15 protein-coding genes are annotated in these 16649 nt (G+C 63.4%); 4 read left to right on the forward strand and 11 right to left on the reverse strand.

Going from position 1 to position 16649, the window contains the following annotated elements; genetic code table 11:
* Positions 1-15: 15 nt before the first annotated feature.
* Positions 16-819 carry an outer membrane protein assembly factor BamD gene (locus CLU91_RS05945; protein ID WP_071076763.1) on the forward strand — a complete coding sequence of 268 codons (804 nt, stop codon included), beginning with the start codon at positions 16-18 and terminating at the stop codon, positions 817-819.
* 98 nt (positions 820-917) lie between these two features.
* Here the strand turns inward: CLU91_RS05945 and yaaA are convergent, their stop codons facing one another.
* Positions 918-1688 carry a peroxide stress protein YaaA gene (yaaA, locus tag CLU91_RS05950; RefSeq protein WP_100873418.1) on the reverse strand — a complete coding sequence of 257 codons (771 nt, stop codon included), beginning with the start codon at positions 1686-1688 and terminating at the stop codon, positions 918-920.
* A 30-nt stretch (positions 1689-1718) separates the two neighbouring features.
* On the opposite strand from yaaA, the gene CLU91_RS05955 reads away from it, so the two are divergent.
* The 3 genes from CLU91_RS05955 to CLU91_RS05965 all read left to right on the forward strand — a co-directional run bounded on the left by CLU91_RS05955 (position 1719) and on the right by CLU91_RS05965 (position 4567).
* The gene (locus tag CLU91_RS05955) at positions 1719-2153 is read left to right on the forward strand and encodes a putative toxin-antitoxin system toxin component, PIN family (RefSeq protein ID WP_100873419.1); all 435 of its coding nucleotides are present in this window, start codon (positions 1719-1721) and stop codon (positions 2151-2153) included.
* Between the two features lie 83 nt (positions 2154-2236).
* On the forward strand, positions 2237-3415 hold the full coding sequence (locus CLU91_RS05960) for a pyridoxal phosphate-dependent aminotransferase (RefSeq protein WP_100873420.1): 1179 nt from the start codon (positions 2237-2239) through the stop codon (positions 3413-3415).
* Between the two features lie 48 nt (positions 3416-3463).
* A complete protein-coding gene (locus tag CLU91_RS05965; protein WP_100873421.1) occupies positions 3464-4567 on the forward strand; it encodes an HD-GYP domain-containing protein in 1104 nt (367 codons plus the stop codon).
* A gap of 39 nt (positions 4568-4606) precedes the next feature.
* Here the strand turns inward: CLU91_RS05965 and CLU91_RS05970 are convergent, their stop codons facing one another.
* From CLU91_RS05970 to CLU91_RS06015, 10 genes are all read right to left on the reverse strand, one after another.
* Positions 4607-5065: a nuclear transport factor 2 family protein gene (locus CLU91_RS05970; protein ID WP_157814620.1), complete on the reverse strand. Its 459-nt coding sequence runs from the start codon at positions 5063-5065 to the stop codon at positions 4607-4609.
* Positions 5066-5289: 224 nt separating this feature from the next.
* Entirely contained in the window at positions 5290-6180 is an 891-nt protein-coding gene (locus tag CLU91_RS05975) for an alpha/beta hydrolase (RefSeq protein ID WP_232730640.1), read from the reverse strand.
* A 26-nt stretch (positions 6181-6206) separates the two neighbouring features.
* A complete protein-coding gene (locus CLU91_RS05980; protein WP_100873424.1) occupies positions 6207-7292 on the reverse strand; it encodes a tetratricopeptide repeat protein in 1086 nt (361 codons plus the stop codon).
* Between the two features lie 17 nt (positions 7293-7309).
* A complete protein-coding gene (locus CLU91_RS05985; RefSeq protein WP_100873425.1) occupies positions 7310-8215 on the reverse strand; it encodes an ExeA family protein in 906 nt (301 codons plus the stop codon).
* Positions 8216-9997, reverse strand: coding sequence for a pilus (MSHA type) biogenesis protein MshL (mshL, locus tag CLU91_RS05990; protein WP_100873426.1), 1782 nt, complete (start codon positions 9995-9997; stop codon positions 8216-8218).
* 13 nt (positions 9998-10010) lie between these two features.
* Complete coding sequence (locus CLU91_RS05995; RefSeq protein WP_100873427.1) at positions 10011-10394, reverse strand: MSHA biogenesis protein MshK; 384 nt, start codon at positions 10392-10394, stop codon at positions 10011-10013.
* A complete protein-coding gene (locus tag CLU91_RS06000) occupies positions 10394-11116 on the reverse strand; it encodes a type II secretion system protein M (protein WP_100873428.1) in 723 nt (240 codons plus the stop codon). Before CLU91_RS06000 ends, CLU91_RS05995 begins: the two co-directional genes overlap by 1 nt.
* A complete protein-coding gene (locus CLU91_RS06005; protein ID WP_100873429.1) occupies positions 11113-11793 on the reverse strand; it encodes an MSHA biogenesis protein MshA in 681 nt (226 codons plus the stop codon). Before CLU91_RS06005 ends, CLU91_RS06000 begins: the two co-directional genes overlap by 4 nt.
* Complete coding sequence (gene pilM, locus CLU91_RS06010; RefSeq protein ID WP_100876600.1) at positions 11790-12734, reverse strand: type IV pilus biogenesis protein PilM; 945 nt, start codon at positions 12732-12734, stop codon at positions 11790-11792. Before pilM ends, CLU91_RS06005 begins: the two co-directional genes overlap by 4 nt.
* Before the next feature lie 178 nt (positions 12735-12912).
* Positions 12913-16632, reverse strand: coding sequence for a LamG domain-containing protein (locus CLU91_RS06015; protein ID WP_100873430.1), 3720 nt, complete (start codon positions 16630-16632; stop codon positions 12913-12915).
* Between the last annotated feature and the right edge of the window lie 17 nt (positions 16633-16649).

Here is a 16649-nt window from a genome sequence, read left to right on the forward strand (position 1 = left end):
TTCTTGCAAAACGTCATGCAAAAAAAATTATCGTTGGTAGTCGCTTCAGTCGTTCTGCTCGGCATGTCCGCTTGCAGCTTGTTGCCTGAAAAAGTGGATGAGACCAAAAACTGGTCCGTTACGAAATTATACTCGGAGGCGCGTGAAGAAATGGCCGGGCAGCACTATGAAGCTGCAATCGGCCTGTTCCAGAAGCTGGAGGCTAACTATCCTTTCGGCAACTATGCTCTGCAAGCGCAGATGGAGATCGCTTACGCGTATTATAAGGCGGGAGACCAGGCGCAGGCACTGGCTGCCGTCGAACGCTTCATCAAGTTGCATCCGAACCACGCCAATGTGGACTATATGTACTACTTGCGTGGCCTGATCAGCTTTAACGACCAGATCAGCTTCCTGAACTTCCTGTACGAGCAAGATCCGACCGAGCGCGATCCGAAAGCCACGCGCGAAGCGTTTGCGGCCTTCAAGCAACTGGTCGACAAGTTCCCGAATAGCAAATACGCGCCCGATTCGCTGGCCCGCATGAACTATTTGATCGATGCCATGGCGAAATACGAAGTGCACGTGGCGCGTTATTACTACCGCCGCGGCGCCTACCTGGCTGCCGCCAACCGCGCGCAAACGACGGTCAGCGACTTTGCCGCTTCGCCCGCCATCGAAGAAGCGCTGTTCATCATGTACCGCTCGTATGACAAGCTGGGCTTGACCGACCTGCGCGACGACACCTTGCGCGTGCTGACCAAGAACTACCCGAACACGGCATTCCTCAGCCCGGAAGGGGTGAACAAGGAACGCAAGTGGTGGAAATTCTGGCAGTAAGCTGCAATAAAAAACCGGGCTAGCCCGGTTTTTTCTTAGCCCAACGGCAAAATCCGGGGTCGTACCCTGAGGGTACGACCCCAGCATTTGCTTTAGGGTTATTCTCCGACCTTACGCCGAAACACCCAGTTTTTGTCGTTCGACGCTTCCGGCACGAAACCGTAGCCATCGACATCGAACTGCTTGAGCTGCTCGGGATCGCGGATGGCGTTGACGGCCGCATAGCGGGCCAGCATGCCGCGCGCGCGCTTGGCGTAGAACGAGATGATTTTATACTTGCCGTTCTTCCAGTCCTCGAATACGGGCGCGATGACGGGCACGTGGAGCTGGCGCGGCTTGACGGATTTGAAATATTCTTCGGAAGCAAGATTAACCAGCACTGTCGCGCCCTGCTCTTGTGCCGTGCGGTTCAGGCGATCGGTGATGGTATCGCCCCAGAACGCATACAGATCCTTGCCGCGCGTGGTCGACAGCCGCGTGCCCATTTCCAGGCGGTGCGGGTGGATCAGGTCCAGCGGGCGCAGCAAGCCGTACAGCCCGGATAAAATGCGCACGCGCGACTGTGCGTAGTCGAGCTGCTCGGGCTGCAGGCTGCGCGCGCCGAAGCCCGTGTACACGTCGCCATTGAAGGCCATGATGGCCTGGTGCGCATCGGTCAACTGCGGGGTCCAGGACGCGTAGCGGGCCACGTTGAGGGCCGACAAGGCGTCGGAAATACCCATCAGGCTGCCCACTTCGCTAGGGGAAAACTGGCGCATGCGCTCGATCAGCTGCGCGGAATGGTCGAGAAAATCGGGGGTGCTGTGCAACGTGGTTGTTGGCGGCGTCTCCAGGTCGAGACTCTTGGCGGGCGAAAGCACGATCAACATAAATTATCACTACAGAATAGAATTGCCGACATGATACCTGCTCCACAAAAACTCGTCCTCGACACCAACGTTTGCCTCGACCTGTTCGTCTTCAACGACCCGCGCTGGGCGGGCCTGCTGGCGGCCATGGAAAGCGGCGCCGTGCACGCCATCACGCGCGAAGATTGCCGCGCGGAATATCTGGTCGTGTTGCATTACAAACATCTGCCGCTCGATGAAGCCAGCCGCGCCGTCGCCGCCGCCCGCTTCGACGCCCACATCACGGTCGTGGCGCCTTTCGCTTCCAGTGTGCGCCTGCCCGTCTGCACGGACAAGGATGACCAGAAATTCCTCGAACTGGCGCGCGACGCCAACGCCGACATCCTCATCACCAAGGACAAGGCGCTGCTGAAACTGGCCCGCAAGACGGCCAAGGCCGGCATGTTCAAGATCATGCTGCCGGAAGGCTGGGTCTTGCCAGGCTGAGCCTTTAAAGCCCCGCACGCAACGGGGCGCGCTGCGCTAGAATGGGACACGATTCCACTTTCCGCACCGCGCCCCTACCGTTCATGAACAGCCCGTCCCTGCCCCATCTGACTCCCACCCTGACCTCGCGCCTGCCTCTTGTGGGCACCACCGTGTTTACCCGCATGTCCAGCCTGGCGGCCCAGCATGGCGCCGTCAACCTGGGCCAGGGCTTTCCCGACTTCGATTGCGACCCGGCCTTGGTCGATCTCGTCAGCGATGCCATGCGCGCCGGCCACAACCAGTACCCGCAGATGACGGGCGCGGCCCCCTTGCGCGAGGCGATTGCCGCGAAGATCGCCAGCCTGTACGGCCACGGCTATGATGCCGGCACGGAAATCACCGTCACGGCCGGCGCCACGCAGGCGCTCACCACGGCCATTTTGTGCTGCGTGCATCCGGGCGACGAAGTCATCGTCATCGAACCGGCTTACGACAGCTATCTGCCCGCCATCGCGCTGGCCGGCGGCGTGCCCGTGCTGGTGTCCATGCAGGTGGGTGAACAGGGATACAGCGTGCCGTGGGACAAGCTGGCCGCCGCCGTCAGCGCAAAAACACGCTTGATCATCATCAATACGCCGCATAATCCGACGGGCACCATCCTGCGCCCTGCCGACGTGGCGGCGCTGGCCGACATCGTGCGCGGCACGCAAATTCTGATTTTGTCCGACGAAGTGTATGAGCACATGGTGTACGACGGCGTGCGCCATGAGTCGCTCGCGCGCCACCCGGAACTGGCGGCGCGCAGCTTCATCGTTTCCAGCTTCGGCAAGACGTATCATGTGACGGGCTGGAAAGTGGGCTATGTGGCGGCGCCCGCGGCCCTGACGGCGGAATTTCGCAAGGTGCACCAGTACAACGTGTTTACCGTCAACACGCCGATGCAACACGGCATCGCCAGCTATATGGCCAACCCGCAGCCCTGCCTGGACTTGCCCGCGTTTTACCAGCGCAAGCGCGACCTGTTCCGCGATGGCCTGGCGGGCAGCCGCTTTACCCTGCTGCCGGCCGACGGCACGTATTTCCAGTGCGTGCGCTACGATGCCATGTCGCAAGAGACCGAAGCGCAGTTCGCCGAATGGCTGACGGCCGAGATCAAGGTCGCGGCCATCCCCGTCTCCGCGTTTTATGCGCAGGGCAAGGAGTCCGGCATCGTGCGCTTCTGCTTTGCCAAGAAAGACGAGACCTTGCGCCTGGCGCTCGAGCGCCTGCGCAGCATATAACCGAGCACTGAGCATGGCTTCGCCACGGCGGAGCAAAGGATGACAAGCATGGTACAGCGTCGCATCGGCCCGGCCGACCTGGTTCCCGGCGAACCCCTGCCCTGGGATCTGTTTCTGGCTGACCATAGTGCCGGCCCGCAACTACGCAAGGGGCAGATCATCACGGACGGCGCGCAGCTGGGCCGCTTGCTGCAACTTGGTCTGTACGCGGGCACGCCAGAGCAGCCGTCGGTCTTGCGCTTGCTCAATCAAACGGCGCAACGCCTGGAACGCCTGCTGCTGGACTTGCGCAGCGAAAACAATGCCGAGCGCGACGTGCGCGACATCGCCCGCGACTTGCTGCGCGCGCTCGAACATGACGCCGACATCGCGCTGGCCAGCATCCTGCTCAACCAGATCGCCGCTACCTACGCCGTGCGCCACTGCATCGAAACGGCGCTGCTGGCCATGCTGGTAGGGCGCAGCATGCACAAGTCCCACGATGAACTATTGCTGATCGGCGCGGCCGCCCTGACCATGAACGTGGGCATGCTGCGCCACCACGACAGCTTCCAGGATCGGCGCGGCCCCCTGAATGACGAAGAAATGCGCATCGTGCGTCTGCATCCGCAGGAAAGCACGGAATTGCTGCGCTGCGCCGGCGTCGACGACGAGGAATGGCTCAGCTGCGTGCTCTTGCACCATGAAAACGACGACGGCAGCGGCTACCCGCAGGGGCGCACGGCCGATGAAATCCTGCAAAACGCGAAATTGATCGGCCTGGCCGACCGCTATTGCGCGCGCGTCTCGGCGCGCAACTACCGCCGCTCCATCGTGCCCGACCAGGCGCTGCAGCACATCTTCCTCGACCAGAACCTGCCCATCGACCCGCTGCTGGGGGAACAGTTCGTCAAGCTGCTGGGCAAATATCCGCCCGGAACGTTGGTGCGCCTGCGCAGCGGCGAACTGGGCGTGGTGACGCAGCGGGGCGCCGCCCACGTGCATCCGCTCAGCGACCCGCTGGGCGCGCCGCTGGCCGCCGCCCAGCTGGCGCAGATGACGCCGCGCGACACGACCGACAGCCAGTTCGCCATCGTTTCGTCGCTGCATGAAGATGACGCAGGCGTGCATTTCAGCATGCGCAATGTGTGGGGGGATGAGGCAAGGTTGTAGGCTGCCTGGACAACGCCGGGCGCCAGACCAAATGTCAGCTCACGGTTTCGGTGGGCGGATGCCTGTGTACTGTGCGTTGACCAGTAGCCATTGCTTGTCGACAAGCCGAGCCACATACCCGGCGCGCAGGGCGAAGGTACGGGCAGCCGCGTCCTGATTGACGCGGTAGGACAACCGTGCCGAGATGAGCGCCGTATCGCCAAAAAGACGCACCACCGGCTCATCGACCTGGAGTTGAGGACTCGGCCGTTTCTGCTCTGGCGCATAGAAGGAGAGCATTTTTTCACGCCCGTCCACCTCGCCGACCGGCGATATTTCCACATAATTCTCGGCCGTGGTGGCTTTCAAGGCAACTTGATCAAAATTATTCTGCGCCTGCGCATGGCGCTGCACCAAAGCCAGCAGTTCGGCATCGGCGGGAGCCGCTTGCGCACCACCGATCGCGCCCAAGGTGCCAAGCAGGCAGGTAGAAAGAATATGTGAAAGGGTCAATTTCATGCGTATTTCATCCGGGTCGAGGTCATGGAGAAGCATCCGTTGATGACTGCGGCAGCGCCAGTATCGAACACTCGCTTGCGGCCAACTCATCATGAGGAAGCCCACTGTATGCTATCCGGTTGCCATTTTCTGGCACATGCCAGTGCGACAAACTGCTCAATTGGGGGATTGAAACGCCATTTCGCCACCTCGATTGCACGCTCGCCATTGCGGTATCGGGATGCTCACCGCGATGCTTTCAAATACGCCCGCAAGCCGTGCGTCAGCACAAACGGAAACACGCTCGCATGGTCCTCGTCCTCGAACACGCGCAAGCGCGTTTTCAAATTCGGGAACTTGCGCGATGTCAGTTTTCCATCGAACTCGCGCAAATCGGCCAGCATGTCGGCCTCTTCTTCCGAGCGCGAACGCTTCTTGCCCGCCGCCAGTTTTTCCAGGCCGCCGATGCCGAAGAACACGGACGCGGGCAAGTCCTTGTGGCTGGCGGCATACGCCTGCTCGCGGTCGAACATGATGCCGGCGTCGTACCACAGCGACGGGCTGCCGAGGATGTAATGCTCGAAGGTGCGCGGTTCGGTGAGCAGAAATTGCAGGCCCAGCAGGCTGCCGTACGAGTGGCCGATAAACACCTTGCGCTGCATGTTGACGCGGTAATGTTGCGCGATGAAGGGAAACACCTCGCCCGAGATGAACTGGCCATACGCCTTCGCTTCACCGAACACCGGCTGGCGCCCCGGCATGTCCGAGCGGTAGTCGTGCTTGCGCGGCGTGGTGGGCGTGTAGTCGCGGCGGCGGCTGTACACCCCGCCATCGCCGTTGGCGTACGACAGGCCCACCACCACCACTTCTTCCATCCCAGCATGCTTGTTCAGGCGCTGCGCGATATTGCGCACGATGGCGAACGAGTAATTGGCATCGACGACGAACAGCACCGGATAGCGTTTATTGCCCTGACGGTAGGAATCGGGCAAGGCGACATACACCTGATAGTCGCGCTTCAGGGCTTGCGCGCGGATGTCGCGCACCTCCGTATTTTCCAGTTCGTAGCTGGCGGGCGCGGCAACTGCGCCGCTGGCCAGGCAGCAAAGGACGATGAGCAAACCGAAAGGTTTCAAGCTGGTTTCTTTCATTGAGATCAAAGTTACTTCGTCGCAGCCGCCGTCAGCTGCACCAGCTTGCGCTCGACAAACGCCTGCAGCTGCGGCGACAGGGTTTGCAAGCCCTTGGCCCGCTCGAACGCCTGGCGCGCCTGGGCCGGGTGGTTGTCGGCTTGCAATGCTATCCCCAGGCCCATCCACCAGACGCTGTTGTCGGGCGCTGTCTGCAGGGCCAGCTGATAGTGTTCGGCCGCTTCGCGGTAGCGCTGCTCGCGCTGCAGCACGCCGGCCAGGAAGGCGCGGTAGTCGCCGTTGTCGGCAGCATGCGGCAGGCTGCGCATGAGAGTATCGAGGGCCGCCGCACCGCCGTTGGCTTTGTCCAGCTGCAAGCGGGCCAGCATCATCGCCTGCGCCGGCTGTTTCGGGTCCAATGCCAGACTCAGCTGCAATTGGCGCGCCGCCTCGTCAGGGCGCTGCGCTTCGAGCAGCAGGCGCACCAGGGTTTCGCGCGCGCCCTGGTGGCGCGGGTCCAGCTGCAGGGTGTGCTGCAAGCCGGCCAGCGCTTCCGAGACGCGGCCATCCTGCAACTGGCCCAGCGCGCGCCGGTAGTCATTCTCCACGCGCTGCTGCGGCGTGACTTGTTTGCCGTCAAGGATACGTTCGCTGGCGGCGGGAACGGCCGTCTTTACGACGGGCGCCACGGCAGGCCTGGCGGGTTTTTCCGTGATGCGGCGCATTTCAGCAGCACGCAGCCTGGCTGGCGCGACCGTCTCCTCGGCCTGTAACACCGGCTCGGGTGCCACCGGCGCTGCAGCGACCGGCGCCGGCGCAGCGACTGGCACTGGCACTGGCACTGGTGCAGGCGCAGACACCGGCACGGGTAGCGGCGCCGCCACCGGCAGCGGCGTGTTGGCCACGCTGACCAGCACGGGCGGCACGGCCGGGCGCTTCAGGTAAACCCAGCCCAGGGCGATGGCGGCCGCCGTCAGGCCGGCCGCGCCGCCGAAGACCAGCGCGCGCGGCAGGCCCCGCTCGCGTTCGGGCACGGAGCGGATGCCGGCCGCGTCGCCGCGCCCATCGGGGGTGCCGCGCGCATCGAGGTCTTGCAACATCTTGTTAATCAGGCTCATCTACAGGCTCATCTTCGTCATCGGTTCAATAAGGTCCAGCTCACGCCGCAGGCGGCGGCCAGCACGCCGGTGCCGGCCAGCCACGGCCATGGCCGCTGCCAGAAGCGGCGCGGCTTGCTGGCCAGGGTATCGCTGGCGGCCAGCGCCACGTGGCGGCCGCTGACCTGCTGCCGGCCTTCGCCGTACGCCACCATCAGCGCCTTGTGCGCCATGATGTTGATCAGGCGCGGGATACCGCCGGAAGCCTTGTACAGCTTGCTCACGCCGCCACGGCTGAACAGGCGCGCGCCATCGAAACCGGCCACGCGCAGGCGGTGCGCCACATAAAAATCCACGTCGTCGCGCGACAAGGGGCCCAGGTGATAGTGAAAGGTGATGCGCTGCGTCAGCTGGCGGATCTCCGGCAGGGCCAGCTTGACGTCCAGCTCGGGCTGGCCAAACAACACGATTTGCAACAGCTTGCGCTTTTCCGTTTCCAGGTTCGTCAGCAGGCGCAAGGCTTCCAGGCTGTCGATGGGAATCGCCTGCGCTTCATCCAGGCACAGTAGCACGCGCCTGCCCTGCGCCGCCAGGTTGAGCAGGCGCAAGTTGAGCGACTTGAGCAGCTGATGCTGATCAGCATCTTTCTCCAGCAGTACATCGAGATCGTCCGCCAGCGCCAGGATCAGCGAACGGGGCGGCAAGTTCGGATTCGGGATATAGGCCGTGACGAAATCCGGCCCCAGCGATTGCATGAACTTGCGGCACAAAAAGGTTTTGCCGGTGCCCACTTCGCCAGTGATCTTGATGAAGCCCTCGCCATTGCGCGCCGCCACCAGCAAGGTGTTGAGCGCCTTTTGCGACTGCGGGCCGTTGAAGAAGAAACTGGTATCGGGCGTGAGGCCGAACGGCGCCTCGCGCAAGCCGAAATGGGCCTGGTACATTTAGCGCCGCTCCGATGGGCGGCGTGGGTCGAGCGCCTCGATGCGCTTGCCCGAATCGAGCAAGTCCTCGTTCCAGCTGCTGGCGCCCTCGACGATGGTGGGCTTGATCAGCACCACCAGTTCGCGCTTCTGTATCACCTGTCCCGTGTTGCGGAACAGCGCTCCGAGCACGGGAATGTCGCCCGCACCCGGTACTTGCGAGCGGTCCGAGGTGGTGGCCTGGCGCATCAGGCCGCCGATGGCGACGATACGTCCATCCTGGCTGCGCACCATGCTGTCCATCTCGGACGTGCTGGAGGCGGCCAGCGGCAATTTCAGCGAACCGGCGCTGCCCAGGTCGATTTGCTTGCTGACGGTGGTGACCTGGCTGACGGACGGATGCACGTGCAGGATGATATTGCCCTGCTCGTCGATCTGCGGCGTCACGTCCAGCACCACCCCGGAAAAGAAGGGCTGCAGGGTGACGTTCGGGCTGGAGGTGGTGCCGCCCGCCGTGCCGGTCGACGTCACGGTGGTGCTCACGCCGGTGACGAAGAATTCGTCCGTGCCGATCTTCAGCACGGCCTTCTGGTTGTTCATGGTGGCGATGCGCGGACTCGACAGCACGTGCACGGCGCCTTGCGATTCCAGGAAGGTAATCATGGCGGCAAAGTTGGCGGTCTGGAAAGCCAGGCCAAACATCGAGCCGGCCGCCGTGGCCGCCGAACTCAGGCCAAAACCGCTGCTGGCCGTCAGGCCGCTGCCATTCGTCATGTTCGGCGGCTGGCCGCCGTTGAACGGCAGCGGCGCCAGGGTGCCGCCCGGCTGGATGAAACCCGTCGAGATGCGGTTCGTGTGGCCGCTCTTGATGGAGGCAAACGAGGCCCAGTTGATGCCGGTCTGGAAATTATCGTTCAGTTCCACTTCGAGAATCTTGGCTTCCAGGATCACCTGGCGGTCCACCGACAGCTGCGTCGCCTTCAGGTACAGGTCGACGGCGCGCAATTCGTCGGGCATGCCGCGCACCACGACGACGCCCGACTGCGGGCTGATCACGACCTTGCGGCCATCGGCCGTACCGCCGATGATGGCGCCCAGCGATTCTTTCAATTCCGCCCAGAAATTGCTGTCGGACGTGGTGCTCAGATTGGAACTATCGAGCGCCACCTGGCTACCGGGCTGGCCTGGCTGGCCTGGCTGCTGCGGCTGGTTCTGCGAGCTGGACTGCCCCGACTGGTTATTGCTGGGACCGGCATTACCCACCGATGTCGATGACACGCGCAAATTCGACGTCCCCTTGCGGTTGCCCGTCAGGTAATTGACCTGGAACATGCGGGTTTGCATGGTGAGGGGCCGAATCGCAATGCGCGTGCCATCGACCTTGTAATCATAGCCGTACATCTCGCGCACGGCGTCGAGCGCCTCGAACAGCGTCACATCTTTGAGGTTGGCGGAAATATTGCCCTGCACATCAGGATGCACGAGCATGTTGTAGCGTGTGCCGTTGACCAGCGAGTGAAAGAACTGGCGCGCCGGAACGTTGTTGAACGCAACATTGAAACGCTCGTCGAGCACGCCGCGCGCCTTGGGCAACTGCGCTGCCAGCGCGGACGCCGGCGGCAGCAGCGCGTCTTCCACCGCTGACGACTGCGCCGCCGGGCTGGTGGTGGCCACTGCGCCTGCCACCTGCTCCTTGATCGCATTGTAGGTGTCGCGCTTCACAGGCGCGACGTTGCAGGCGCACAAACCCGCAGCAAGACCCAGGACGCTTGCCCGCTTGCTTATTTCAAATATCTTCCGCATTCCCGCCTTGTGTTTATTGGGTGACATGAACCTGTTTCCTTCGTACATGCATTGCATCATTTGCGTCGACCGTCTGCGGATACAGCCGCAGCGTTTCCAGACTCTTGTCGCGCCGCAGCACCACGCTCGCTTCGCCTATGCTGACGACGACTGCGCCGCCCACCTTGTCACCGGCGCGCACGCTGCGGCCATCGATCACGGCCAGGCGCCGTCCGCCAGGCTGATTGGAAATGAGCACCGATTGCAGCTGCGGCCGCGCCGCACCGGCAGAGGCTGCACTACCCTGGACAGGCGCCGCATCGGGCGGCCGCGTGGGATCGACCAGCGCCTGGGCAAACACCCCCGGCGCCAGGGCCAGCAACGCGCCCGCAAGGAGCAAGCAACGACGGGCGCGCATCACAGCGCGATCCATTTCTCGTCCAGGCTGAGCGTGTACAAGGTCAGGCTCAGCGTGGCATGCGGGTACTGCTCGACTTGCATATTGAGCTTGCCCCAGAACACATGGGACGGCATGGCTTCCACGGCATCCATATAATTCACCATATCCAGATAACTCCCACGCAATACGATTTCCACACCATGACGGTATAGCACGGCCGGCGCCTGCGCCGGCTCGGCGTCCGCTGGCGACTGCCCTGCAGGCGCGGCGGCAGATGCGGACGCCGCCGCCTTGCTGGCGACATGGCCGCCCTGCCCCATGGCGCCGGATGGCAGGGTGGCCAGCGACACCAGGCGCAAGCTGGCCTGCTGTTTCAGCAATTGCTGCAGCATCGGTACGATGCGCTCGGGTGCCACCAGGCCATTTTGCGTCGATTGCAGGGCCTGGCGCATCTGCTGGACTTCTTGCCTGATCCGTTCGAGCCGGACGCGGTCCTGCAAGTTGGGGTCGGCCGCATGCGCGGCCATCCTTTGCGCCATCTCGGCATCGATGGCCGCGACGGCCTGCTGCCGCTGGGCAATCGTGTCGGCCAGCGCCTTGCGCTTGTCCAACTGCGGATTGACGAACAAATACACCACCATGAAAATCAGCAGCGCGGCACTGGCGCCAAAGACCATGAGCCGTTCCCGCACGCTGAGCGCATCAAATTTCAGCGCAAATTGTTGCCATTGCTGTTTCATTGTTTGACCGCCCCTGCGCCGCTGGCGGGTGCCGCCGACGATTGCAAACTGAATTCGATAAAGCGCGGCGCCGATGCTGCACCCGGCAATGCCGGCGCTGGCACGGCGGCCTGGGCAGGAAGCTGCGCGGTCGCCATGTCCAGGCGCGCGAACGATTTGCCCTGCAATGCCGATTCCCTGGACAAGGCGCTGATGTACTGGGGCAGCAAGTCTGCTTGCACGACGCGCCCCTGCAAGCCGATCTCGATTTCCTTGCCGGCGCCGGCGATGCTCGCGCCCGTCAGCCACAAGCCATTGACCCTGGCGCGCGCGAAGGCGCGGAAATAATCGGCATAACCGTGTGTATTGCCCAGTGCGCCGCCCTGCAGAATTTGTCCGGCTTCCAGCAAGGCGCTGCGGTCAGCCTCTGCCTGGCCCAGCGCGCCCGCGATCAGCGGGTCCTTGCCGGGCACGGGAAAGCGCGCGAACACATCCGCGCGCCGCGCCTCGCGTGCATCGAGCACGACCTTGGCGTCGGCCGCCGTCCGCTCCAGCGCGGCCACCTGGCGCGCGCCGAACCAGACCACCGCGGCACTGGCGGCAAGGACCAGCCCCAGGCCCTGCAGCAAGCCCCGCGCCGACAGCGCCTGCTTGCGTTGTTCAAACGCCGGGTTGAACAGATTGATTTGCTGGCTCACGCTGGGATCTCCTCCTGCCGCAGGGCAGCACCCAGGGCCAGGAAAAAGCGCGTCTGGCCGACAGCACTCAACAGGTCAGGCACCCTGGAAAAATCAAACAGGGCCGTCAGATCCAGCGCCTCGACCGGCATGTACAAATTGTCCGCCAGGTAAGCATGCAGGCCGTCGCTGCCGGTCGGCGCCAGGACCAGCCTGGCAACGGAAATAAAATGGAATTGACGGTCGAAATGGTCAAACGAACGCTGCAATTCCAGCGTGATCTTGTCGTAATACTGCTGCCGCTGCTCGTCGCTGGTATCGGCCAGCTGCGCCACGGTCACGTCGATGCGGCGCGCCAGGTACAGTTCGCCATCGAACGTCACGGTCAACAGCCCCCCTTCGCCATCGAAAGACAGCATGGCCAGGCCGCGGCCCGGCGTTTCCATCAAGCCCGCGATATTTCGCTGGGCCATTTCCGGGATATCGATGACCGACAGGCCGATCTTGCATTCGCCATACAGCGCCTGGCGCTGGAGCACGGCATTGTTGCGCGCCGCGACGGCGAACAGCGATTGCGCGCGTCCCGGCCCGTTCTTGTCGGCTGGAATATCGATGACATCGACGGTGGCGTCGGCCGCCGGAAAGTCGAGCATGTCCTTCAGGCGCCAGCGCACGGCGGTCTTGAGCTCTTCCGGCGGCACGTTCGGCGCGTCGAGCGTGAGTATCTGATACTCGCCCGCGCCGAGCAAAGTGGTGTTGCGATACGACTGGGCATGCAGATCGCGATGCATTTTTTCCAGGGTCGCCGCCGCCAGCGGCTTGCGTCCGGGATACATGACCGCCGCCTGCACCAGCGGCTTGTCGTCCGCGCGCCGCTTGACCACGGCAGCACACACACCTTCCGCTGAGAATGAGGTCGCCAGCCAACCCTCGTGTTTTTTTGCTTTTGCGAATAAACCCATGCCACCGATCCAGAGAATGAAATGCGACGACAGCGGTGCCGTCCGAATGATGCATTGAATCAATTTTAATTCATAGCAGGTATGAACAGGCTAAAAAAGAAACAATTGACAACATATTTTCAGGAAAACACCACGATTGTCACGACGCGCCGGAAAATCGCCGCCCCTTCACGCCCCTTCAATATATTTCGCGCATGAAGAACACGGGCTCGCTCTTGAATGCGCCTATGGTTTCGCGCGCCTGTCCCGGCAGGTACGGTATCAGCGACTGTAGCGTGAGCGTCGCTTTTTTCTTCACGGGTGCGGCGGGTTTGGCCATCAGCACGCTGCCGCCGCCATGCAGCAGCAAGCCGCTGTCGAGCGGCAAGGTGCTCGCGGCTGGCAACTGCACATCCGTCAGGTTGAGATAATCCTTCAAGACAAACGTCTTGCGCAACAGGGCCGTGCAATTGTCCAGCGTATTGGCGGCATACGCGCTGCCGTTCCAGTATTGCGCGACCAGGGGCACCAGCAGCGCACGCTGTTCCGAGCCATACATATTGTTGATGCGCAGGCGGCCATGGCGCAGCCGGGTATCGCCGATGGCGACGCTGGCGGCGGGTGCGACCGCCAGGCCATTCACGCTGGAAATGAGCGCGCCGTCGCTGTCGCTGATGCCCACCACCAGCGAAAAATCGTCGTACGGGCCATCCTGGCCGCTGGCCAGACGGTCAAAGCTGTGCAGTACCGTGATGCCGGTCGCGCCGCTGGGAATGGCCTGCAGCAGGCCAGGCGCGGCGAGCGTGATGCTGCCCGCGCCGGCAGTGCCGGCCTGTACCGTGTAGATGGCGCCGTCGCCGCCGAACTTGATCAGTTCACCCGCCGACAGGCCGCCGCTACCGGCCACCACCACTTGCGTGCTGCCGGCGGCATACGCGCCACCATCGGTCGTATAGGAACGCCCGCTGCGCCCCTGGCTCCACACAAAGGCGGGCAAGGCTGGCGCCAGGCGGCCGATGGACAGTGCCGCGCCGGCATTGCCCGCGCCCACGCTGACGCTGGCGAGTCCGGGATAGGCGCTGCCGTAGCGCGCCAGAATCTGGTTGCCCTTGCTCAAGGCCGTCGCGCCCAGCACGACGCCCAGTTCGCGCTGGCCCAGGTAGGTGAAGTCGCCGCAGGCCGCCGTCAGCGCACCCGTGAGCGCGTAGTGGTCAGGAAAAAAGCGGCCAAAGACGGGGGCCGGGGTCTGCGCCTGGTTGGCGATATTGCAGCCGAACTTGCCATTCACGGCCGTCGTGCTGCTGCTGCCGATCACGCAGTCGCCAGGCTGGTCGACGCTGGTGTAGGCATTGTCGAGCACCGCCTCGGGCAGCATGCGGAAGGTGCCGACATCGCCGTACGTCACGCCGCTGTTGCTGGCCAGGCCGCTGGCCAGCACCGCCTGCCCCAGCGGAAACGGGCTGGCATTCGAGGCCGACGCGAGGCGGTCGGTGTAGTCGGTGACACTGAGGAAGCTGGTGATTTTCTGGCCGGCCATGGAATTATCGACCAGCGGCGTGCCGTTATAACCGGCCGCCGCGGCAGCGGCCAGGGTAAACTGGGCGCCCGCCGCCAGGCTGGGCGTACCGCTCAGGGCGCTATTGCTCATGTTCGAACTGAGCGTGAACTGCTGCGGCCGGACGGCAAAGCTGTCGGTCGAGCAGCCCACGTTGGCCGTGCCGCACTCGGCCGCGGTGCAAGTGACGCGCACGCGCACATCGCGGTAGGCGCTGTACCTGGGCGCGACGGCACTGAAGGCGCTGGCAGCGATGCTCACATTCGCGCTCGAATAGCCGCCCGTGAATGCCACCAGGCCCAGCGGAATCACGGCCGTCTGGCTGGCCGGGCAGTTATTCGCCCCCAGCGCCACCCCGGTAGCGGTATTGGCCAGCAAATCCACCGTGGCCTTGCCATTGAAGTTCGTTTCCAGGCTGGCGTCCGTTTTCAGCTTGACCAGGTCGAGCTTGAAGGCCGTGTCGGCCAGCTTGGTATTCAGGCGCGCATAGGTCAGGCTGCTGGTGCTGGGCACGCAACGGGGCGAGGTCGCCTCGCAGGCGTTGAAGCGGGCCACGGCGCACGCCTTGATCACCAGCGACTGGTCTTCCTGCTCCGTGAACTGCCCATCCGTCACATTCACGCTGACGGTGGCGGCCGTGCCGCTGCTCAGACCAAACACGGCCTGGTACTCGCCGTTGAACAGATAGGTCGCCACGCCGTCGTTCAGCGTGCCATTCGACAGCACGCCATAGCCCGCGATCAGGGCCCAGTCGCCGATGCCGTTCGAGGTCGTCAGCAGGATTTGCGTGGTGTTGTTCGGCATCACGATATTGTTGTGATTGACGTCATGCGCCGTGACCGTGACCGTGCTTTGCTGGCACGTCAGGCCCGACCCCGTATTCGTCACCGCGTAATGGCTCAGGCAGCCGGCCTGGCTGAGATTCTGGTCGCGCTGTACCAGCGCCAGGCCGCCCTCGTAATTATAGGCACGCAATTCGTCGATGGCGCCATCGGTGGAATTGCCGCTGCCGCTCTGTCCCGTCACCGCGCTGCGGTTGTCGCCAATGAACAGGCTGCCGATGCGCGGCGAGACCACCGCCGCGGTGGTAAACGCCGACTCCTTTTGCAGCACGCCATCGACGTAGATGCGCAGGCGGTCGCTATTGGCTGCCGCCAGCGCATTGAAGCTCCAGCTCACGGCGATATGCTTCCAGGTGCCGGCGGGCACGCTATTGGCAGCCGTTTCCACCACGCGCACGTTGCCCAGGCTGTCCGTGACGACGAAGCGCAGGGCGCCCGTGCTGCGCCGCACGAGAAAAAACCACTCGTTGTTGATCTGCGTGGCGTCGAGCAGTTGCGCATCGCGCGTGCCGCTGCCGGACCAGGCCGTATTGGCCTTGTACCAGAAGGTGATGGTGCCGGCGCCGCCCATGGTGGCGGGCACCGACAGCCCGCTGTCGACCGCGGCGATGGCGGCGGCGCTGGTATTGAGGGGGAAACTGGCGGCGCGGCAGACGCGGCCGGCAGCGATCGTCTGCGCGCCGCCCAGCACCGTGCCGTCGCGCCCGTTGCCACTGGTATCGGACACCTGCCCGGGTGTATTGTTCCAGCTGGGCTGCTCCATGCGGTACTCGACCACGGGGCGGGGAATGTAGAACTTGATCGCCGAATTGGTGACCGGAAAACCGGTTTGCGGCGTGTCGTAATCGTTGCTGTCGGCTTGCCAGCCGATCTGTCCCAGCTTGGCGGAAGGTCCCGCCACTGCCGTGCCGTACTGGTAGATGAATTCGCCGTTTTCCTGCAAGATCAATTGCAGGCTGTAAGAGCCAGTGGTAGTGGTGCCAGTGGTCCATTCCGGCACATTATTCCAGGTCACCACGAAGCTGCGGTACGGCGCCGTGCCGATGGTGGCGTAGCTGACGTAACAAGTCAGGCGGCTGGCGCAGGCGGTACTGTAGGTGGGCAGTTCCAGTTTCGAGGTGGGATCGAGGTCGTTGCCATAGATGCGCATGGTGTAGTTCAAGCTGCTGTCCGGATACGGCAGCGTCTGCACCGGGCTGCCGTAGCCGCAGGTGACATTGTTATTGAACTGCACCCGGCCATTCGTCATCACGCGCAAGGTGGTGAAGGCCACGCCCGAATACATGAAACTGAACCCGATGGGCAAGGCATCGCTGAGCGTGTCGTCGAGGATGGGCGGCGAGGTACCGCAGCCGGTGGAACCGTTGAATCTGTAGGGCGTGGTGTTATAGCCAAGCTTGGCATGATTGCTGGCGTCGATCCAGCTGTAGGCAAAACTGGTGTTGGCGTAGGTTGCCGCCTGGACCGGCGCGCAAGCAAGCAGGGCCACAACGGCTATCCATACGGCGATGAGTGCCTGCATATTGTTCCTTGAGAGTA

The organism is Janthinobacterium sp. 64 (genome assembly GCF_002813325.1).
Lineage (GTDB): Bacteria > Pseudomonadota > Gammaproteobacteria > Burkholderiales > Burkholderiaceae_D > Janthinobacterium.

Bases quoted from the DNA above. Each gene is read 5' to 3' on its own strand.
- CLU91_RS05945 (WP_071076763.1), top strand. From the start codon at position 16: ATGCAAAAAAAATTATCGTTGGTAGTCGCTTCAGTCGTTCTGCTCGGC.
- yaaA (WP_100873418.1), bottom strand. From the start codon at position 1,688: ATGTTGATCGTGCTTTCGCCCGCCAAGAGTCTCGACCTGGAGACGCCG.
- CLU91_RS05955 (WP_100873419.1), top strand. From the start codon at position 1,719: ATGATACCTGCTCCACAAAAACTCGTCCTCGACACCAACGTTTGCCTC.
- CLU91_RS05960 (WP_100873420.1), top strand. From the start codon at position 2,237: ATGAACAGCCCGTCCCTGCCCCATCTGACTCCCACCCTGACCTCGCGC.
- CLU91_RS05965 (WP_100873421.1), top strand. From the start codon at position 3,464: ATGGTACAGCGTCGCATCGGCCCGGCCGACCTGGTTCCCGGCGAACCC.
- CLU91_RS05970 (WP_157814620.1), bottom strand. From the start codon at position 5,065: ATGAAATTGACCCTTTCACATATTCTTTCTACCTGCCTGCTTGGCACC.
- CLU91_RS05980 (WP_100873424.1), bottom strand. From the start codon at position 7,292: ATGAGCCTGATTAACAAGATGTTGCAAGACCTCGATGCGCGCGGCACC.
- CLU91_RS05985 (WP_100873425.1), bottom strand. From the start codon at position 8,215: ATGTACCAGGCCCATTTCGGCTTGCGCGAGGCGCCGTTCGGCCTCACG.
- mshL (WP_100873426.1), bottom strand. From the start codon at position 9,997: ATGCGGAAGATATTTGAAATAAGCAAGCGGGCAAGCGTCCTGGGTCTT.
- CLU91_RS05995 (WP_100873427.1), bottom strand. From the start codon at position 10,394: ATGCGCGCCCGTCGTTGCTTGCTCCTTGCGGGCGCGTTGCTGGCCCTG.
- CLU91_RS06000 (WP_100873428.1), bottom strand. From the start codon at position 11,116: ATGAAACAGCAATGGCAACAATTTGCGCTGAAATTTGATGCGCTCAGC.
- pilM (WP_100876600.1), bottom strand. From the start codon at position 12,734: ATGGGTTTATTCGCAAAAGCAAAAAAACACGAGGGTTGGCTGGCGACC.
- CLU91_RS06015 (WP_100873430.1), bottom strand. From the start codon at position 16,632: ATGCAGGCACTCATCGCCGTATGGATAGCCGTTGTGGCCCTGCTTGCT.